Raw genomic sequence first — 19,760 nt, 5'->3', positions numbered from 1 at the left:
TTGTTGTCTGAGTCTCGGCTCGTCGCCTGGCGGCGACATTGCCGTCCTCGGGTGCGTGGGGCACCCCGAAGCTTGATTGTGATGACGGTCTGAGGGTGGTTGTCAAGGCTGGAAAGATGCCTTGACAACCACCCTCAGACCGCATTTTGGCTTCGTATCGGGGTGCGGGGGTGGTGTGGGTGCACCTCGAGTTGGGTGCATTGGCTGCGGTTCGTGACTGGGGCTGGCGCCCCAGCCCAGCGACGGCGAGCGGAGCGGTCCGGGAAGGGGTCCCTCACGGCGCGCGGAAGGTCGTGAGGGGAACCCTGAGGGAATCAGATTCCCTCAGGGTGGCCCTCACGTACAACTACCCGCCGACAGAAAGCCGTGAAGGGCTCATTGCATTCGGGCATTCAGCGGGTGGCGGTGGCGGGGGTCCAGAGGGCGTCGATTTCTCGTTCCGCCGCGGCCAGGCTTTCCTCGGCGTGCGGGCGGAAGTCGGCCAGGGCGGGGTTGACGTCCGCCATGGTGAATTCCGCGGTGATGAAGCGCGGTTCCAATCCGGTCAGGGAGAGGCCGTGCGGGAGCCAGCCTTCTGCGTGGTCCCAGCCGTACCGGGGCGTGCCTTCTCCGTAGCCGCCGCCTCGGCTGGCCAACACCAGGAGTTCCCGGCCGGTTCCCAGCACTGACGGGTCGTCGCCGGCGGAGGCGATGAGGCGGTCTACCCAGGCTTTCACCGAGCTGGGTGCGCCGTAGTTGTAGAGCGGCAGGCCCAGCAGGACGGTGTCCGCGGCCAGGACCTCAGCCGCCAATTCCGCGCCGATTCGGGCGGCTTCGCGGTGGGCTTCGGTGTGCTCGGACGACGGGGTGATGCGGGCTTCCCAGGCCAGCGGGTCCAGGTGCGGGACCGGGTTCGCGCCGAGATCTCGGTAGGTCACCGTCCCCTCCGGATGGGCTGCTCGCCAGGCCTGAGCAGCACGGGCGCTGAGTTTGCGGCTTACCGAGCGGTCGCCGTTGATGCTGGAGTCGAGGTGCAGCAGGTGTGCCATGTCGATGACCGTCCGTAGATAGTTTGTGTTGGACAAACCATTTATAGCACGGCAGCTACCCCGGCCGTCTCGTAGACTGGACACATGGCTCCGCTGCCGCTCGTCGCCCAGGCTCCGCGCAGGTCTGGTGCGTTGCTCGAGCACTTCGCGCGACGGATCCGGCTGCGCGCGGAAAGCGTGCTGGCTCCGTTCGGGCTGCGGCCTCGGCACTTGATCGCGCTGACTGTCCTGCAGACTCGCGGATCCAGCACCCAGCAGTCCCTCGCGCAGATCCTCGAGATGGACAGCACCAACGTCGTCGGCCTGCTCAACGACCTCGAAAACGACCAGTTGATCGAGCGGCGGCGGTCGCCGGAGGACCGCAGACGGCACGTTGTCGTGCTGACCGAGCGCGGGGCGAAGGAGTTGGCCCGGGCCGAGGCGGCGCTCGCGGCGGTCGAGGACGAGGTTTTCGCGGCGCTTGACCCTGACCAGCGCGAACAGCTCTACAACTTGCTGTTGCAGGCGGCTTCGGGAACGGTCGACAGCAGCTCTTGCACGGAGGAACCTCCGGCCTGCTGAACGGGGAGGGGCAGCGAAGTGGACGGTGCCGCCGAGCGGCTCGCGAAGTACCGCGCGATGCGCAACTTCGCGAAGACCGACGAGCCGTCTGGTGCGAACGCCCCCAAGGAACCTGGTTACCGGTTCGTCGTGCAGCGGCATCGGGCGCGGCGGAAGCATTACGATTTCCGGCTCGAACTCGGTGGCGTGCTGGTCAGCTGGGCGGTGCCGAAGGGGCCGACGCTTGATCCGAAGGCGCGGCGGATGGCTGTGCACGTGGAGGACCATCCGCTGGAGTACGCCGATTTCGAGGGCGTGATCCCGCACGGCGAGTACGGCGGCGGGGACGTGATCGTGTGGGATCGCGGGCGCTGGGAGCCGGTCGACACCGACGATCCCGAGCAGGCGCTCGCGGACGGGAACCTGCACTTCGATCTGTTCGGCGAGAAGCTGGCCGGGCGCTTCGTGTTGATTCATCCCAAGCGCGACGGCGACGGGAAGCAGTGGTTTCTGCTGCACAAGCAGGACGACCACGCCACGGCCGGCTGGGACGCGGAGGATCATCCGAAGTCGGTGAAGAGCGGGCTCACCAATGACGAGATCGCGGCCGCGCCACCGGCGTTGTGGCGCGGCGATCTGCCTGCCACCGAGGCGGAAGTTCCGCTACACCCGGTGTTCGAGCCTGCGTCGGAGGACGAACTCAAAGCGTTGCGAGACCTTGGCAAGCAAGGCACGTGGACGGTCGCCGGGCGGCAGCTGAAGGTCACCAATCTCGACAAGACGTTGATTCCCGGCCGCGACGACGAAGCGCCGATCACCAAACGCGAGCTGATCGAGTACTACACCCGGATCGCGCCGACGATGCTCCCCTACCTCGCCGGCCGCGCGCTCAACACCAACCGGTTTCCGGGCGGCGTCGGCAAACCCGGTTTCTGGCACAAGGAAGTGCCCGACCACGCGCCGGAGTGGCTGCATCGCTGGCATTACGAGGCAGCCGACCCCGGCGACGTGCAGCAGTACCTCGTGCCCTCCGGCGTCGCGGATCTGGCCTGGCTGGCCAATTTCGCCGCGCTGGAGCTGCACGCCTGGACGTCGCGCACGTCCGACGTCGAGCATCCGACCTGGCTGCTGTTCGACATCGACCCCGGTTCCGAGACGTCCTTCGACGACGTGCTCGCGCTCGCCCGGCTGCACCGCACCGCGCTCGACCACTTCGGGCTCGTCGGACGGCCGAAGACGACCGGGCAGCGCGGCATTCAGATCTGGGTGCCGGTCGAGCCGCGGTATACGTACGCCGAGACGCGAGCGTGGGCGGAAACCGTGTCGAAGTCGATCGGCAAGATCGTGCCGGACCTGGTGAGCTGGGCGTGGCACAAGGACCGCCGCGGCGGGCTGGCGCGGCTCGACTACACGCAGAACGTGCTGAACAAAACCCTCGTCGCGCCGTACAGCGTGCGGCCGAAGCCGGGGGCGCCGGTCTCCGTCCCGCTGGAGTGGGACGAACTCGACGACCCCGACCTCACTCCGGATCGGTGGACGATCCGGACGGTGCTCGATCGCGTGGCGAAGACGGGAGATCCGTTCGCTCAGTTACTCGACGTGCACCAACACCTGCCGCAGCTGTCGTGAAAATCCCCGCCGCGGCAACGACGGCGAAGCCGATCAGCAGGTAGCGCGCCGACGTCACCATCGACGGTGCGCCCACGTTCACCAGCAGCCCGGCGATCGACGCCCCGAACGCGGTCGCCATCGTGAGCACGGTCGCGATCGCGGCCGCCGCTTGCTGACCGCTGGCCATCGCGGCGACCGACAGGTGTGGCATGGCGATGCCGATCCCGGTGCCACCGGCCAGCAGCACGATCAGCCATGCCAAGACTGAAGCGTTTTCCTTCTGCAGCAAGGCAAGTACGACGAACGCGAGAGCCAGCAGTGTCGGTCCGGCCAGGCAGAGCAGCCGGACCCGGCGGGTTGACGAGCTGACTATCTGACTCGCCGACCAGCCGAACGACAGCGCGGCGGAGAAGAATCCCGCTGCGGCAGGCGGCAATCCGCCGAGGTGCTGGCCGAACAACGGCAGGAACGACTCCACCGACACTCCGGCCGCCAGGCACATGATGGTCAGGTAGATCCACCTCAGCGACGAGCCGGACTCGTACGTGGCAGCGGGCAGCACGCGGATCGCGGCGCGCTTCTCGACGAGCAGAAATGCCAGCACGAAGCCAAATCCCAGCACGATGAACGCGGCCATTGCGACGACGTTCGTCAAGATTCCGGCAACACTCACCGCCCCGACCGCACCCACGACGGCGACCAGCGCGAAGGTCGGCACCGGGGCCTCCTCGCCGCTTCGTTCGCTACGCGGAAGCGCCCGCGGAACCAACGCCGCGATCACGACCGCCGCAACCGCCAGCACGACGAACGCCACCCGCCACGAACCGAATTGCGCGAACAGTCCGCCGAGCGCCGGGCCGACGAGGTTGCCGACGCCGAACATCGCCGAGATCAACGCACTCCCCCGAGCCCACAACTGCTGCGGCAGCGCCGAATGAATCACCGCGAACCCAAGTCCGGTCAGCAATCCCGCGCCCAGTCCCTGCATCCCGCGACCGGCCAGCAGCACCGGCATCGCCGGGCTCACCGCGCACACCACCGAGCCCGCCGCGAAAACGCCGAACCCGAGGTAGTACGCCGCCGCGTTGCCGAGCCGGGCGAGCGCCCTGCTGACGAACATCGTCGCGACGACCTGCGCGACCAGGAATGCCGTCATGTTCCACGCGTAGAGCCGTTCCCCGCCGATGTCGGCGACTGCGGTCGGCAAAAGGCTTGCCGCCACATAGATGTTGACCGCGCCGACGAGCACGCCGCCGGCCAGCACGACCGCTGTGCTGAAGTGCGCTCCCAATTCGCGCCACGAACCCACTCGCTTCTCCTCCCGGATGCCTTATGCGGTCGCATCATCTCCGGGCGGGAGACCCCGGTAATCAGACAAAACAGGCGTGAACTGAGTCACATTCAGCGTTTGGTGAGCACCACCAGATAGCGGCACGGCTGGGTTCCGGGGTTCTCGTACGCGCAGTCGACCGGGCGGCCCAGCTGAAGGCAATCCCTCGCGGAGAGTTCGTGCACCACTTCGCCTTCGCGGAAGCGCAATTGGCCGGACAGCACCCAGACTTGGTGATCCGCGACGACATAGGAACTCGCCGGGAACCCGGCTATCGCGCCGGGCGGCAGGTCGATTTCCACCAGCTCGGTCGCGCCGTGCCCGGGCGGCGAGACCGCGCGGCGCACGTAGCCGGTGACCGGGTCTTGCCAGGTCGGCTGGTCCTCGCGCCGGACGAGGCGGCGGTCGTCCCCCTCCGCGCGGGCGATGAGTTCGGACAGCGTGAGCCCGAGCGCGGTGGCGAGCCTGCTCAGCAACACGGCCGTCGGCTGCGCCTCGCCGCGTTCGATTTTCCCGATCATGGCGCGGGAAACTCCGGAGCGTTCGGCGAGCACGCCAGCGGACAGCGCACGGTCCTGGCGGGCTTCGCGCACCGCCGCGGCGAGCGAAGCGGAGAGGGGATCGGTCACAGTGGTCGACTATAGCAGCGGCTTGTGTCTACTATCGTGCACATGCTGATCCGACCTGCCGAAGAACGGGACGCCGAAGCCTGCGCGGCGATCTACGCGCCGTACGTCCGGGAAACCGCGATCACCTTCGAGACCGAACCGCCGACGCCGACGGAAATGGCCGCACGGATCGCGAAAGCGACGAAGTCGTACGCATGGCTGGTGCTAGAAATCGACGGCGCGGTGGTCGGGTATGCGTATGGCAGCCCGTACAAGGAACGTGCTGCTTACCGTTGGTCGTGCGAAGTGAGCGTGTACCTAGCGCAGGACCGACGACGCGCAGGTGGAGGGAAAGCCTTGTACGAAGCCCTTTTCGCCCGCCTAGCCGAACGCGGCTTCCGGACCGCAGTCGCCGGGATGACGCAGCCGAACGAACCCAGCGTCGGGCTGCACAAAGCGATGGGCTTCGAACTCATCGGAACCTGGCGCAAGATCGGCTGGAAACACGGTGCCTGGCGCGACGTCACTTGGATGCAACGCGAACTCGCCCCCACGACCGACGCCGCACCAGAGGAACTGCGTTAGTCCACCCCGAGGTCGAGTTCCTCGATGTCGTGCTCCAACCGAGCCCGCCAGGACCACTTCGGTTCCGTCCAGTTGGTGTCCGACGGTGGTGGCTCCCCCAGCGGCAGCGCGGGATCGACCACGCCGTGCGTCACCCGGTAGGCCAGCGCTGACGTCGCCGCGCGGATCCACTTGTCGCCCGCGGCGCCGGACGGCGGCGCGACTCCGAACGCGTGCGTGAACCACACCGGCAACAACGCGCTCGACCCGATCGCCTCGGTGATCCGTTCGCGCAGCCGGGAATGCAGCTCTTCCCAATCCCGCTCGCACTTCTCGATCTGCGGCAGCACCCGGGTCCGCGTCACCTCGTCCGCGGCCAGAAGTTGTTGCGCCGCTTCGGCATCCTCCCGCGCGGCAGGAAGCTGACGGTCCAGCACACCGCGCCGGCGAGCGACCACTTCGGACAGTCGCGACTCCGCGTCGTCCCGTTCTGGCGTGCCGCGCTCGGCTGTCGCCAGCACCTCCAGCACACCGATCAACGCGACTTCGCACTCCGCCAACGCTTTCTGCGCCTGAGGCAGCCGCGCGAGGTCCTCTTCGTGCGGTCGGCGCTGGCTCGGCGTGAGCAGCTGCGCGGCGAGGCTGTGCCGCCGTTCCGCTTCGGCGGCGAGCTGTCGCAGCCGCGGGCCGACGTTGTCCAGGTCGACCACCGGAACCTTCTCCGACACTCGCACCGCGCGTTCGAGCACCAGCAGCCGCTGCCGGAGCCGTTCGAGCTGCCGGGCGGTGTGGTCGAGGCGGGTTTCGTGCCGGGAATGCGTTTCGGTGAACGACTCGACGGTCTCGCGCAGTTCGGAAAGGTCGCGGACGGTGCGGCTTTCCAGATCGTCGACGGTCTCTTGCATACCGCCGACAGTGTCGGTGAGAGCAACCAGTTCCGGATCGGCCTCCGTGCCTTCCTCGACCGGGTAGTACTCGGTGTCGCGGTAGTACTCGGAATAGGTCACCGCGCCTCCTGCACCAGAAACGCCACAGTCGCGACCGTGGCGAGCGCCGCCAGAATGACCATGATCGGCTGGGCAGTCGGCCCGGGCCCGATGAGCGCGACCGCGGTGAAGATCGCCGCCAGCGCTCCGCTGTACGCAGCCCGCTGCCGCCGGTTGACCATCAGCGGCGTCGGCCCGAGCGGCCCGAACGCGATCCGCAAGCCAGCGCCCAGCAACGGCAACGCGAGCAGCAACCAGACCGCGTTCAGTGCACCGAACAGCATCATCGCGCCGCTCACCATCCCGACCGCGACGGGCGCGACCGCCAGGTACAACGTCGTCCGCTGGACCTTGCCGCGCTTCGCCTCCAGCCGGGCGAGCCGCACCTGCTCGACGGCGGCGTCGACTTCCTTCTCGGTGCTCAGCAGGGCCTCCGCCCGCTCGACCAGGGTGTCGAGCGTCTGCGTGCGTTCGTCGTCCGCCTGGTCCGGCAGCTGCGCCAGACCCGCGCGAATCTCACGGCGGAGCGCGGACGCGCGCGCCATCACGTGGTCGCGCTGGTCCTCTGCGGGCGTAGTCACCTCGCCACTGTAGGTACCAAACGCACCGAAGCCGGGGAACGACGCGACTTCCGCCGGATCCAGTCAAAGCCGCAGAAGGTCCCGGCCGACGACGACCTCCCCGTCGAACCCGGCGGCGGCGTGCTTATGCCAGACCTCGTCGGGAATGTCCGCATCAGTCGGGACGAAATGCGACAGTACGAGCGTCCCGACGCCCGCTTCCTTGGCAAGCGCACCAACTCGGTCGACGCTCGTATGGCTCGCCAGCAGATGGTCCCGCAGCGTCGTGCCGTTGAACTGGCGCACCATTTCGTCGACCGCCGGGACGTACATGACCTCGTGCACCAGCACATCCGCGCCCGCAGCGAGCCGCACCAGGTTTTCGCACGGCGCGGTGTCGCCGGAAATCACGATGGACCGGTCCGCGGTGTCGACGCGGTAGGCGAAGGCGTCGACGATCGGCGGATGATCCACGCGGGCCGCGGTGATCCGCACGTTCTCGTCCTCGAAGACCACGCCGTCCGCCGCGATCTCACGCGGGTCGAGCAGCTGGTCCAGCGGACGCAGGCCCTCGTCGCCGACCCGGGTATCGATGTCGAAGCGGTTCAGCGCCAGGAAATGCCGGGTCATCTCCGCGAGCGGCGGCGGGCCGAACGCGGGGACCCGACGTTCCAGGTTCGCCGCCCAGGCCAGCAGGTAGAGGTTGCCGTAGTCGGCGTTGTGGTCGGAGTGGTGATGCGTGATGCCGACCGCGCGCAGCGAATCCAGATTGACTCCCGCGTGCACCAACTGCCGGGCGACGCCGTTGCCGCAGTCGATCACGTAGGTCGCGCCGTTGACGACGATCGCCTGCGCCGGAGCGCTCCGCGTGCGTTTCGGCGCGGGACCGCCCGCCGTGCCGAGGAGGATCAGTTGCGTGGTCATACGCGCTCGCTTTCGAGGTTGAAGGAATCAGTTCGCGACCGGCGCGCCAGCCACACGCCGAACCCCAGCACACTCCAGGCTGCAAGCGCGAGAAGCGCGGGCGGCGTGATCTGCTTGAGCAGCAACCAAGTCTGCCCGCCGAGGATCGCGACGCCGAGTACGGACAAAACGGCGTGCGACGTCCGGCGCATCCGGAACGGGGCCGCCGCGTGCAGTTCCGGTCGCAGCCGGCGCACCCGCCACGACGCGATGATCAGCAAGGTCAGCAACGGCCCGGTGACGATCGACGTCATGGCCGCGATGTTCGCGACGCTGAACCCGGCGAGCACCGGGACCACGCCGATCAGGTAGAGGATCGCCAGCAGCCAGTGCGGGGTGCCGAACCGGCGGTTCACCGCGCCGAGCCCGGCGGGCAGCCAGCCGTCGCCGGTCGCGGCGAGCACAGGTTTCGTGGCGGCCAGCAGCAGCGAATTGATGTGCCCGATCACCGATGCCATCGCCCCGCCGAGGATGAAGAAGGCGAACCCGCCCGGGGACAGGATGTGGCGGGCGACGTCGGACATCGGCTTGCCCGCGGACGCCTCCGCGCCGAGCACTCCGACCGACGGGATCGCCACGATCACGTAGATCACCGCCGCGACGAGGGTTCCGCCGACGACGGACAGCGGAATGTCGCGTCCCGGACGCTTCATCTCGCCGCCGATGTCGGCGATGAGGAACGCACCCGTGGTGGCGAAGGTGAGCATGGCCGCGGCGTTGAGCAAGCCGCCAATCCCGTGCGGGGTCAGGTTTCCGAACTCGCTCCACCGCACCTGTCCGGCTCCGGCGATCCCGTACAGCAGGAAGGCGGCGAGCATGACGACCGCGAGCACGAGGCCGACCCGGCTGGAGAACGTCGCGCCCGCCAGGTTCGTCAGGAAGAACACCGTGATCAGGGCGATCGCCAGCGGCCGGACCGGAACGCCCGGCACGAGCGCGCTGACGTAGTTCGCCCCGGCCAGCGCCATCAGGCTGAGCTGGATCACCGACACGGCGGACAGCCACATCGAAGCGAACCCGGCACCGGGCGAGACCAGCCGCGCGGCGTAGGTGTAACGGCCGCCGGTCACCGGCATCGCACTGCCGAGGGACGCGATCGGCAGCGAATAAACGATCACCGCGAGCGCCGCGAGGGCGAAGGCGATCGGTGCGCCGGCCCCGGTCAGCGCGATGGCGGTGCCCATCAAGGCGACGACCCCGCCGCCGACTACCTGGTGAAACGAGACTCCGACGGCTTGGAAGAGGGAGATGCTTCGCTTGAGGTTCGCGTCTACGGGTTCGGTCGGCATCGTGATCACTGCCTTCTGCTGGCCGTTGTCGATCGGCACAGCGTGACCCACTCCGCGCGGTCGCGGAAATACCGAATGTCCGCGGTGGCATAGCCGTTCGGGAATACCGGCGGGATAGCCGGGCGGGCATGGGAACGAGCGAATCAGGCATTGGACGGGCATGGCGTCCGGCAAGAACGATGAGGAGCCCGCGTTTTCCGATTTGGGGAGTTCCCATGACTGAGGCCGCTGCCCGCGATCTCGACGCCCAGGACCCGTTGCCGACGTCGCGGGCGCAGTTCCACGTCCCGCCCGCGACCGGCGGCGGCTACGCCGAAACGGCCTACTTCGCCGGGAACTCCCTTGGCCTGCAGCCCATCGCGACCCGCGCCGCGTTGGACGCAGAGCTGAGTGACTGGGCGCGGCTGGGCGTCGAAGGACACGTCGAGGCCGAGCGTCCGTGGGTCTCCTACCACCAGCAGTTGCGCGATCCGGCGGCGCGGCTCGTCGGTGCGCGGCCGGGCGAGGTCGTGATGATGAACTCGCTGACGGTCAATCTGCACCTGATGATGGTCAGCTTCTACCGGCCGACCCCGGAACGGCACGCGATCGTCATCGAGGACACCGCTTTCCCGTCCGACAGCTACGCGGTCCGCAGCCAGGTCGCGTTCCATGGCTACGACCCGGACGAAGCGGTCATCCGGCTTTCGCCGCGTCCTGGGGAATCGACGTTGCGCAGTGAGGACGTCGTCGGTTGGCTGGCCGAGCAGGGGCACCGGGTCGCACTCGTCCTGTTGGGCGGGGTCAACTACTACAGCGGGGAATTCCTCGACATCCCGGCGATCACCCGCGCCGGGCACGCCGCCGGAGCGGTCGTGGGCTGGGATCTCGCGCACGCGGCGGGCAATGTGCCGCTGCGGCTGCACGACTGGGGCGTCGATTGGGCCGCTTGGTGCACCTACAAATATCTCAACAGCGGGCCGGGGGCGATCGCCGGAGCGTTCGTGCACGAACGGCATCTCGCGGATCGGTCGCTGCCAAAGCTGGCGGGTTGGTGGAGCACTGACCCGGACGTGCGGTTCCGCATGCATCCGACGGTGACCCCGGTCGACACCGCCGACTCGTGGCAGCTGTCGAACCCGCCGATCCTCGCCATGGCCCCGGTGCGGGCTTCGCTGGAGATGTTCGCCGCCGTGGGCATGGATGCCTTGCGCGCCAAGAGCATCCGCCTCACCGGGTACCTAGAGACACTGCTCGACGAAGCCTGTGCGGGGCGTCCGATGGAGGTCCTCACGCCCCGCGATCCGGACCGTCGGGGAGCGCAGCTTTCCGTCCGGCTACGCGGTTTGGACGCCGACGTGATCAGCGCCGCGCTGCGCACCCGGCACGGAGTCATCGCCGACGCACGCCGTCCCGACGTCATCCGCCTCGCGCCCGTACCGATGTACTCCACCTTCCACGACTGCTGGCGCGCGGCGACCGCGCTGGCGAAGGTCGTCAGCGGTTCTTGCGCCGGATCTTGATCGCGCGCAAGTCGGTGACCGCGTAGTTCAGGTCCCGGTACGGCAATCCATGCGCGGCCAACGCGACGGTCGCGCCGTCTTTAGCCGCGCGTTCGTCGTCGTCCGGACCAGCTGGGACCTGGCAGCGGAAGGTGAACGCCGTCGCGTTGACGTCGTAGCTGAACGTGCCTTCCGCGGTGAAGGCGACGTCGGTCTTGGCTTCCAGCACCGCGCGGGCACTCTCGTCGAGAGCGCCGAATTTGCCGCGGATGATCACGCGGAACGCGTCCATGTCAGGCGTCCTTCCGGGTCGCATAAGTTAGTACTTGGTCGCTGAGCAGGCCTTCTACCGCGTCGAGAAGCGTCAACGCCGCCTCCGCGATGTCGTCCGGCCGCTCTCCGGCGACGGTGCGGTTGCCGATCTCGCCATACAGCAGGCTGTGCACCCACCCGATCTGCGCGGCGACCAGCCTGGGCACCGGATCGTCCTGTGCCGCACCGGTTTCCGCGACCAGCAGGTCGGCGAGTTCGGCGACCATCTGCTGACCGAGGTCCTGCAGCCGGGCGGCGAGCGTGGGCGCGGCCAGCATCATCGGCAGCACCCGGCCGAACCCCGGGCTGAGCCCGATCGTCCGCGAGCGCTGCCGGATCTCGTCGCGCAGGCGGTCCAGCACCGCGCGCGCCGCGGATACTCCGGGCCCACGTTCCCGCACGATCTCGGCCAGCCGTCCCGCCGATGCTTCCGACGGCGGCAGGACCAGGTCTTCCTTGACGCGGAAGTGGTTGTAGACCGTGTTGACCGCGACGTCGGAGGCCTCCGCGACCTCGGCGATCGTCACCGCGTCGAATCCGCGCTCAACGAACATCCGCAGCGCGGTTTCCGCGATGCGCCGCACTGTCTCCTGCTTCTTCCGCTCCCGAAGTCCCACGCCGAAGAGTGAAGCAGACTCCAAATTTGGTGTCGACTCCATTTTTATGCTCGAAGCTCCTGGATATCGGGGAGATCCCGGAGGACGGGACGGCCGCCGACCCGGCATCATCGACCAGGTGCGGATCGGCTTGCTGGGCCCGCTGGAGGTCCGGAACGACGACGGTGCCGCGGTCGAGATCACCGGCGCCCGATTGCGGACGCTGCTGAGCGCCCTCGCGCTGGAGCCCGGCCGGGTCGTCTCGGCCGGGCGGCTCGTCGACGCCGTCTGGGGGACGCGTCCGCCGGCCACGGCCAACGCGCTGCAGGCGCTGGTCTCGCGACTTCGCCGGGCCGGGACGCGGCTCGATTCCACGCCGTCCGGCTACCGGCTGCCCGAGGCGACCGTGGACGCGGCGCGGTTCGAGGAGCTGGTCACTGCGGCCAGGACGGCACCCGACGAGAAGCGAGTGGTGCTGCTGCGCGAGGCGCTCAACCTGTGGCGCGGCCCGGCACTCGGCGACGTCTCCGACGCGCAGTTCTTCCAGGGCCACATCGTGCGGCTGAACGAGCTGCGGCTTTCCGCCACCGAGGAGTACGCCGAAGCCGTGCTCCGCTTGGGGCACGGCGCGGATCTCGCCGAGGAGCTGTCGAAACAACTGGCCGAACATCCGCTGCGCGAACGGCTGGCCGCGGCATTGATGCTCTCGCTGCAAGCCGCCGGACGACCAGCCGAAGCGCTGCAGGTGTTCGCACGGATCCGAATGGCGCTGGCAGATGAACTCGGCGCTGACCCGGCACCCGAATTGTCCGCCGCGCACACCAAGATCCTCCGCGAAACAGCGGCCGACGAGGACGAAGCGCGCACGAACCTACGGGCCGGGCTGACGAGTTTCGTCGGCCGGAACACCGAGGTCGCGCGCGTGGCCAAGCTGGTCGGCGAGTACCGGCTGACCACGCTGACCGGGCCCGGCGGGGCCGGAAAGACCCGATTGGCCACGGAAACCGGACGGCATCTGCTGTCCGAACGCAATGGCGTGTGGTTCGTCGAACTGGCTCCGCTCACCGATGGCGCGGACGTCCCGCAGGCCGTGCTCGACGCGCTGGGCCTGCGCGAACAGATGTACCCCGGGACGCTCGCCATCGGCACCCCACGCGAGCGGGCGACGAGAGCGCTGCGCGATCGGGACGCGGTGCTGGTGCTCGACAATTGCGAGCACGTCATCGAAGCCGCCGCGGAACTGGCCGACCATCTGCTCGGCGAATGCCCCCGGCTGCGCATTCTCGCGACCAGCCGGGAACCGTTGGCAGTGCCCGGCGAAGCGCTCTGGCCAGTCGAACCGCTGACGCTGCCAGCGGAAAACGCGACGTCCGTCGAAGCGATGTCGTGCGCCTCGGTGCGGCTGCTGGCCGACCGCGCCGCTGCCGTCCGGCCGGGATTCACCGTCGACGAGTCCACTGTGGACGACGTGGTGCGGATTTGCCGGGCGCTCGACGGAATGCCGCTCGCAGTCGAACTCGCCGCGGCCCGGTTGCGGTCTCTGACCGTGTCACAGCTGGCCGCCCGGCTCGATGACCGGTTCCGCCTGCTCACCGCGGGCAGCCGGACCGCGCTGCCGCGGCATCGCACGCTGCGCGCGGTGGTCGACTGGAGCTGGGACCTGCTGGAACCGAACGAACGGCAATTGCTGCGCCGGTTGTCGGTGTTCTCCGGCGGCACGACCGCCGAGGCAGCGGAAGCGGTCTGCGGCGGTACACCGGAGCTGCTCAGCGCGTTAGTCGACAAATCGCTAATCACCGTTTCCGGGGACGCCGAGCCGCGCTACCGGATGCTCGAGACGATCAAGGCGTACGGCCTGGAACAGCTGACAGTGGCCGACGAACGCGAGGAACTGCGCCGGGCGCACGCCGAGTGGTTCGCCCGCTTCGCCGAAACCGGCGACAAGTACCTGCGCCGCGCCGAACAGATCGAATGGCTGGCCCGCTTCGCCGCCGAACACGGCAACCTGATCTCCGCGGCGCGCGGCGCGATTGCCGCTGGCGAGGCCACGACGGCGCTTCGGCTGGCGACGTCGTGCGCGTGGTTCTGGATGCTGACCGGCCACAAAACCGAGGCGCAGGAACTGATCGAGGCGGCCTTGGCGTTGCCCGGCGAGGTGGATCGCGAACTGCGCGCGATGGGGTACGCGATGGCCGCGTTGCTGCTGACCATCGGCATGACCTCCGAAACCTCCGCCGACGCCTTGGGCCGCAAAGCGCTCGAACTCAGCCGCGACAGCAAGAATTCCTTGCTGCGATCGATCATCCCGGTGTTCACGCAGACCGCGGACAGCAGCACGCTTAAGTCCACTTTGGACGAATTGCTGGCCGACGATGACCCCTGGCTGCGCGCGCATGCCCGGCTGCACCGGGCGCGGACGCAGCTGAACCTCTGGCACGACCCGGCCGCGCAGGAAGCCGACATCCGCGAGGCCGTCCGGCTGTTCCGGCTGTGCGGGGAACGCTGGGGAATGTCGCTGGCGCTGAACAGCCTCGCCGATGTCGTCGGCCGTCGCGGCGAACTGGAGGAAGCCGTTTCGTGCTATGAGGAATCGATCCAAGTCGTCTCGGAAATCGGTTCGGCGGAGGATGTTCTCTTCGCCCGCGGACGGCAAGCACACCTCTTCTGGCAACTAGGCGACAAGGCAGCGGCAGCGGCCGCGGTAACCGCCGCCGAACGCGACGCGCGGAGTGTGCCGTTCCCTGATGCGCTCGCGTTCCTGGCCCAGACGAAAGCGGACCTGGCCCGCTGGCGCGGCGATCTGGCGGAAGCGCGGCTGGAACTGAACCGCGCCGAAGCGCTGTTGAGCGAATCCGAGCCGCATCCGTTGTTCCGCGCGATGATCCAGCATTCGCACGCCTACCTGGACGCCCAAACCGGCGACCTGCCCACGGCCCGGGATCGCCGCCGCGAAGCACTCGCCTTGGCCGCGGAAGCCGGTGAGGTGTTGTATCTGGCGATCATCCTCCTGGGCGTCGCCGACCACGCGCTGCGCGTCAACCGCCCGGTCGCCGCCGCCGACCTTTTGGCCGCCGCACACGACCTCCTCGGCGGCCCGCACCTGGCTCTACCGGACGCGACCGCCATCGAAGCCGCCGTTCATGCCGAACCCTCAGGCACAGTCGACGACCCGATCGCCCTCGCTTACGACGTCCTCAGCTGATTCGGGAAGCCACCGCAACGCGAGCGCTCCCAGCCCCACACAAAGCACCGCCGCCACCCCCATCGCGACATGCAACCCACTCACCACCGCCCCCTTCGCAGCGGCAGCCCCCTCCGGTGCCAGCAACCGAAAAACGAACGCCGCCGCCGACCCCAGCAACGCGATTCCCAGCGCATGACCGATCTCGTTGGCCGTCTCGCTGATCGCCCCCGCCGAACCGGCCCGATCCGCCGGAACCGCGCCGACCGCCGTGTCCGCGACTAGCGAGAACGAGATTCCGTAACCGAAACCGGCGACCACCGTCGAGGCGACGAACCACGCGGCCCCGCCGGTGACCGTGGTCGCCAGCAGCAAAGCCAGCCCGAGCGCGATCGCGAAATGGCAGGTCACCAAGGCCGCCCGGCTCCCGATCCGCGCCGCGAGCGCCGGAGTGAGAACGCACGTCGCGGTCAGGGCGACCGCGCCCGGCAGCGCCAGCAGCGCGGCGTGCAGCACGGACAACCCCAGCACCGACTGGAGGTAAACCCCGGTCAGATACGCCGCCGCCGACCACGCGAACAGGGACAGCACCCCCGTGATCACCGCGACGGTGAACACCTTCTCGCGGAACAAAGTCACATCGAGGAGCGGATACTCCAACGTCCGCTGCCGCAGCACGAACCACGTCAGCACCCCGGCCCCGGCAACGCCGGCGAACGCGCCCGGCCAAGAAGGACCGTAGGCGGCGAATTCCTTGACGGCGTAGACCGCCAGCAGCAAACCGCCCGCGGACAAGGCGATGCTGAGCAGATCGACCTTGCCCAGCCGGGTCGTCCTGGCTTCCCGGAGCACCACCGGCGCGGCCGCGAGAAAGACCGCGACGACCGGCAGATTGACCAGGAACACCGATCCCCAGCCGAATCGGCTCAGCAGCAGCCCGCCGAGAATCGGGCCGACCGCGAACCCCGCGGCGAACGTCGCGGCGAAAATCCCGATCGCCCTGGCCCGACGCCGCGGCTCGGGGAACAGTTCGCTGAGCACCGCGAGCCCGGAGGGCAACAGCGTCGCGCCGCCGAGCCCCATGAGCACGCGGCAGCCGATGAGCCATTCCGGCGTGGGCGCGAACGCGGCGCCGGCGGAACCCGCCCCGAAGACCGCGACCCCGATCATCAGCAGTTTCAGCCGCCCGTACCGGTCGCCGAGGTTGCCGAACGCGATGAGCAGCGAGCCGACCGCGAAGCCGTAGCTGTCGAGTATCCACAGGGCCTGGTCGGCGGTCGGGGCGAGGGCGCGGGTGATGGTCGGCATGGTCAGGAACAGGATCGAACCGTCCATCGAGACCAGCAGGACCGGTCCGAGCACCACGAGCAGACCCAGCCAGGCGCGGCGAGTTTCCGTCATGCTCCCGATCCTCGGAACCCGCGGCCGCGCTCGGCCAGCACCGGCGATGAGTACCCCTCGCAGGTGCAGGCACTGGTCCGCGAGCTTGCCTACGATCGGGATCATGCAGACCGAAACCCTCGGCGTGTTCCTCAAGACCCGCCGCGACCGCGTGACGCCGGACGCCGCCGGGATGCGGACGTACGGCACGCTCCGCCGGGTGCCGGGTCTGCGCCGGGAAGAACTAGCCCAGCTCGCGGGCGTCAGCGCCGGCTACTACACGCGGTTGGAGCAGGACCAGTCCGGCACCGCGTCGCCGCAGGTGCTCGACGCGCTCGCGCGGGTGCTCAACCTCGACGAAACCGAGTCGAGCCACCTGCACAATCTCGCCCAGCGCTGCGGAGTTCCCCGGCTGGTGCGCCCCGCGCCGGAAACGCTGGACCCGCACGTGGCGACCCTGCTGCACGCGCTGAGCGACAGCGTCCCCGCGATCGTCCTCGGCCGCCGCGGCGACGTACTCGGCTGGAATCGCACCGGCCACCTCCTGCACGCCGAACATCTCGACTACACCGCGCCGGACTCACCCGAAACCCGCCCGTCGATCCCGCGGATGTTCTTCCTCGACCCGCTGCACCGCGACCTGTACCGCAACTGGGCGGAGATGGCCCGCACCCACGTCGGCTACCTGCGCCTGATGTCCGGCAAACATCCGACCGACGCCCGGCTCGCGGAGCTGATCGGCGAACTCGCCATGGGCAGCCCGGAATTCGCCGCGCTCTGGGCGGCCGGCGACGTCGTGGACTGCACGAGCGGCCCGATGGACCTGCGCCACCCGACGCTCGGCCCCGTGAACATCGACTACCAGGTCTGGCTCCAGCCCGACAGCCCCGACCACCAGCTCGAGGCCTATACGCCGCGCGACGCCGCCTCCCGGGACGCGTTGCGACTGTTGGAGGTCGCTTCCCGCTAACCGGCCTGCTCAACGCCCTTCGTATGGCATCATCCGCCGGTGACTGGCGAGCGGAGCGACCCGCACTCCATCGGGGAGGAAGACCTCGAGGACTTCGACTCCTGGACCGCGCAAGCCGCACTCGCCTCTCTCATCGACGAAACGCTCGGTTCCCCCGCGGTCATCCAGCTCCTCGCCCGCGAATCGCTGCGCGCCGAAGTCGTGCGCGAAGAGCTCTTCGCGAACGAGACCCTCCTCGCGAAGATCCGGACGCTGCAGGACCAGGTCATGGCCGAGGGCGACCGAGGGTTCCGTCCGCGAAACCGCGCGGTGTCGCCGCGCGAGGTGGCCTGGCTGATCGTCGCGGTGCTGCTCGGGCTCGCCTACCTCAGCCTGATGAGCGCGGCGTGGAGCCAGCTCCCCCTGTTCCTCCGGGTCTTCGCCGGAGTGATGATGCCGTGCGTCCTGTTCGCCACCGGCGCGCTCGCGGTCCGCAAGGTCACCTCGTTGCGCGAATGGATCAACCCGGAAGCCATGCAGTTCCACGAGGAGCAATTCGGCCTGGGGCCGCGCCGCTCGTTCGCCGCGCGCGAGATCGTGCTGCCCGAGGTCCGCGACGTCATCTCCGCGCACCGCCGGCTGCACTTCGGGACCACACTGGTTTTCGACCAACAACACGACCTCGGCGAGGAGGACAGCAGCCGAATCGTGCCCACAGCGGCGGCGAAACGGCTGCGGCGCGTCCTCGAACGCGCGGGCTCCGGCGCGGTCGCACTCGGCGGGCAACGCGGGTCGGGCAAGACCACCGCGATCCGTTCCATGCAACGAGGTCTGTTGCACGGCAGCGAAAACCCGGCGCCACTGGTGGTGGTCGCCTCCGCGCCAGCCACCTACGACGCCCGCGATTTCGTGCTGCACCTGCACAAACTGCTGTGCCAAGCCGTCCTCGCCCGGGTCCGGCAGGTAATCGGCCCGGGAACCGGCTGGCGATGGTGGGCCCGCCGGGTCCTGCGCGGAACGGCCGACCTCGCCGTCTCGGCCGCGCTCGGCTGGGCGATCGGCGGCCTGCTGTGGAACGGGAAATTCACGCACTTTCCCGCTGAACTGTGGAAAACCGTTACCGGCGTGCAGTTCCCTGACCTGATTGATCCTTTGTGGACAGACCAGCCGGTGAGCAACCGGATCGCATTGGCCACAGTCGCCGTCCTCACGCTCCGCTGGGCAGCGAAACTCCTCACCGCAGCAGTCGGCGCGCTGGTAATCCTCCTGCGTCGAAAGTCGTCAGCCGGACCGCGCGCCCTGCAGGCCGAAGCTCGCCGACAGCTGCTCCGGATCCAGTACCTGCTGACCTACACCACCGGCTGGTCGGGAAAACTCGCCATCCCGGCGGGCGGCGAACTGGGCCGCACCCGCACCACGCAGCGGGCCGAACAGCAGCTGACCCATCCGGAAGTCGTCGACGAGTTCCGCGCGTTCGCCCAGCTGACCGCCGAGTCGTTGCGCGAGGAGGGGATCACCGACCGGGTCGTGGTCGCCATCGACGAGCTGGACAAGATCGGCGAGCAGGACAAGGCCCAGCAGCTGGTGAACGACATCAAGGGCATCTTCGGCGTGCCCGGCTGCCTGTATTTCGTGGCGGTGTCCGACGACGCGGTGCTCAGCTTCGAGCAACGCGGCCTGGCCGTGCGAGACGCCTTCGACAGCGCGTTTTCCGAAGTGGTGCGCCTGGAATCGTTCACGCTGGACGAAAGCAGGCTGTGGATCGCGCAACGGCTGCCCGGCGTACCCGAGCAGTTCTGCTACCTCGGCCACTGCCTGTCCGGCGGCCTGCCGCGCGACCTGCGCCGCACCACGATCGACATGGTGGACGTGACGACCGAACACTACGAACCGTCGCTGTCGACCGTCACGAGCATCCTGATCTGCACCGACCTGGCTGCCAAGTCGAGCGGCTTCATCGCGCAGGCTCGCGGACTCCCGCAAACACCGGAGCTGGCGGAACTGTGGCCGAAACTGCTCCGCATCCCCGACACCCGCGAAGCAGTGGAACTCGCCGAACTAGCTGCCTCGTTGCATGAAGGAGCAACACCCGACCTAGCCGACGCGGTCAACCGGCTGCGCCTGCACAGCAGCGCGTTCGTCCTCTTCTGCGCCACCGTCCTGGACATGTTCACCGACGCGCTCACCCAGTCCCGCCTCACGCCGAGCCTGCACGAACTGGCCATCGCCCGCCGACGGCTCGCTCTAGACCCGCACCTCGCCTGGGCCGCCCTGAACGACTTCCGCAAGTCGCACGACCTGCCCTTGCCCAGCCGGGCATAACCACAGCTTCTGGATCACGGAAGAACCAGCTCTTGGACTTCTCGCCGCGCGGCTTCTAGC

General features: G+C 68.7%; 17 protein-coding genes. 7 read left to right on the top strand and 10 right to left on the bottom strand.

Annotated elements, in window-relative coordinates:
- Window positions 1-392: 392 nt before the first annotated feature.
- Window positions 393-1,028 carry an FMN-dependent NADH-azoreductase gene (locus ACWDNU_RS11670; RefSeq protein ID WP_449668744.1) on the bottom strand — a complete coding sequence of 212 codons (636 nt, stop codon included), beginning with the start codon at window positions 1,026-1,028 and terminating at the stop codon, window positions 393-395.
- A gap of 84 nt (window positions 1,029-1,112) precedes the next feature.
- On the opposite strand from ACWDNU_RS11670, the gene ACWDNU_RS11665 reads away from it, so the two are divergent.
- Both ACWDNU_RS11665 and ligD read left to right on the top strand, forming a co-directional pair.
- Complete coding sequence (locus ACWDNU_RS11665) at window positions 1,113-1,589, top strand: MarR family winged helix-turn-helix transcriptional regulator (protein ID WP_354748503.1); 477 nt, start codon at window positions 1,113-1,115, stop codon at window positions 1,587-1,589.
- Window positions 1,590-1,607: 18 nt separating this feature from the next.
- The gene (gene ligD / locus ACWDNU_RS11660; protein ID WP_449668743.1) at window positions 1,608-3,197 is read left to right on the top strand and encodes a non-homologous end-joining DNA ligase LigD; all 1,590 of its coding nucleotides are present in this window, start codon (window positions 1,608-1,610) and stop codon (window positions 3,195-3,197) included.
- On the opposite strand, the gene ACWDNU_RS11655 is transcribed toward ligD, so the two are convergent.
- A complete protein-coding gene (locus ACWDNU_RS11655; RefSeq protein WP_449668742.1) occupies window positions 3,088-4,488 on the bottom strand; it encodes an MFS transporter in 1,401 nt (466 codons plus the stop codon). The two genes, ligD and ACWDNU_RS11655, sit on opposite strands and share 110 nt — an antisense overlap.
- A 92-nt stretch (window positions 4,489-4,580) precedes the next feature.
- Window positions 4,581-5,138, bottom strand: a complete 558-nt coding sequence (locus tag ACWDNU_RS11650) for a helix-turn-helix domain-containing protein (protein WP_449668741.1) — start codon at window positions 5,136-5,138, stop codon at window positions 4,581-4,583.
- A gap of 42 nt (window positions 5,139-5,180) precedes the next feature.
- On the opposite strand from ACWDNU_RS11650, the gene ACWDNU_RS11645 reads away from it, so the two are divergent.
- A complete protein-coding gene (locus ACWDNU_RS11645) occupies window positions 5,181-5,702 on the top strand; it encodes an arsinothricin resistance N-acetyltransferase ArsN1 family B (RefSeq protein ID WP_449668740.1) in 522 nt (173 codons plus the stop codon).
- Here the strand turns inward: ACWDNU_RS11645 and ACWDNU_RS11640 are convergent.
- The 4 genes from ACWDNU_RS11640 to ACWDNU_RS11625 form a co-directional block, all read right to left on the bottom strand.
- The gene (locus ACWDNU_RS11640; protein ID WP_449668739.1) at window positions 5,699-6,688 is read right to left on the bottom strand and encodes a hypothetical protein; all 990 of its coding nucleotides are present in this window, start codon (window positions 6,686-6,688) and stop codon (window positions 5,699-5,701) included. The genes ACWDNU_RS11645 and ACWDNU_RS11640 overlap by 4 nt on opposite strands.
- Window positions 6,685-7,248, bottom strand: coding sequence for a hypothetical protein (locus tag ACWDNU_RS11635; RefSeq protein ID WP_370939980.1), 564 nt, complete (start codon window positions 7,246-7,248; stop codon window positions 6,685-6,687). The genes ACWDNU_RS11640 and ACWDNU_RS11635 overlap by 4 nt, the downstream gene beginning before the upstream one ends.
- A 63-nt stretch (window positions 7,249-7,311) precedes the next feature.
- The gene (locus ACWDNU_RS11630; protein WP_449668738.1) at window positions 7,312-8,151 is read right to left on the bottom strand and encodes an MBL fold metallo-hydrolase; all 840 of its coding nucleotides are present in this window, start codon (window positions 8,149-8,151) and stop codon (window positions 7,312-7,314) included.
- Entirely contained in the window at window positions 8,148-9,518 is a 1,371-nt protein-coding gene (locus ACWDNU_RS11625; RefSeq protein ID WP_449668737.1) for an APC family permease, read from the bottom strand. Before ACWDNU_RS11625 ends, ACWDNU_RS11630 begins: the two co-directional genes overlap by 4 nt.
- 176 nt (window positions 9,519-9,694) lie before the next feature.
- Between ACWDNU_RS11625 and kynU the strand changes: the two genes are divergently transcribed.
- Window positions 9,695-10,981: a kynureninase gene (gene kynU / locus ACWDNU_RS11620; protein WP_449668736.1), complete on the top strand. Its 1,287-nt coding sequence runs from the start codon at window positions 9,695-9,697 to the stop codon at window positions 10,979-10,981.
- Here kynU and ACWDNU_RS11615 read toward each other — a convergent pair.
- Together ACWDNU_RS11615 and ACWDNU_RS11610 are read right to left on the bottom strand one after the other, a co-directional pair.
- The gene (locus ACWDNU_RS11615; protein ID WP_449668735.1) at window positions 10,956-11,252 is read right to left on the bottom strand and encodes a DUF6204 family protein; all 297 of its coding nucleotides are present in this window, start codon (window positions 11,250-11,252) and stop codon (window positions 10,956-10,958) included. The two genes, kynU and ACWDNU_RS11615, sit on opposite strands and share 26 nt — an antisense overlap.
- A 1-nt stretch (window position 11,253) precedes the next feature.
- A complete protein-coding gene (locus ACWDNU_RS11610; protein ID WP_449668734.1) occupies window positions 11,254-11,889 on the bottom strand; it encodes a TetR/AcrR family transcriptional regulator in 636 nt (211 codons plus the stop codon).
- Between the two features lie 118 nt (window positions 11,890-12,007).
- On the opposite strand from ACWDNU_RS11610, the gene ACWDNU_RS11605 reads away from it, so the two are divergent.
- Window positions 12,008-15,070 carry a BTAD domain-containing putative transcriptional regulator gene (locus ACWDNU_RS11605; RefSeq protein WP_449668733.1) on the top strand — a complete coding sequence of 1,021 codons (3,063 nt, stop codon included), beginning with the start codon at window positions 12,008-12,010 and terminating at the stop codon, window positions 15,068-15,070.
- On the opposite strand, the gene ACWDNU_RS11600 is transcribed toward ACWDNU_RS11605, so the two are convergent.
- The gene (locus ACWDNU_RS11600) at window positions 15,020-16,450 is read right to left on the bottom strand and encodes an MFS transporter (RefSeq protein WP_449668732.1); all 1,431 of its coding nucleotides are present in this window, start codon (window positions 16,448-16,450) and stop codon (window positions 15,020-15,022) included. The two genes, ACWDNU_RS11605 and ACWDNU_RS11600, sit on opposite strands and share 51 nt — an antisense overlap.
- Window positions 16,451-16,553: 103 nt before the next feature.
- Between ACWDNU_RS11600 and ACWDNU_RS11595 the strand changes: the two genes are divergently transcribed.
- Together ACWDNU_RS11595 and ACWDNU_RS11590 are read left to right on the top strand one after the other, a co-directional pair.
- Window positions 16,554-17,399: a helix-turn-helix domain-containing protein gene (locus ACWDNU_RS11595; protein WP_449668731.1), complete on the top strand. Its 846-nt coding sequence runs from the start codon at window positions 16,554-16,556 to the stop codon at window positions 17,397-17,399.
- A 39-nt stretch (window positions 17,400-17,438) separates the two neighbouring features.
- Window positions 17,439-19,700 (top strand): hypothetical protein, encoded by a 2,262-nt coding sequence (locus tag ACWDNU_RS11590; protein ID WP_449668730.1) that lies wholly within the window; start codon window positions 17,439-17,441, stop codon window positions 19,698-19,700.
- The last annotated feature ends 60 nt before the right edge of the window (window positions 19,701-19,760 follow it).

The sequence above is a fragment of the Amycolatopsis sp. NPDC003676 genome (assembly GCF_053587275.1).
Note: the sequence above shows the minus strand (reverse complement) of the source record. Positions and strands in the feature narration are given on the sequence as shown.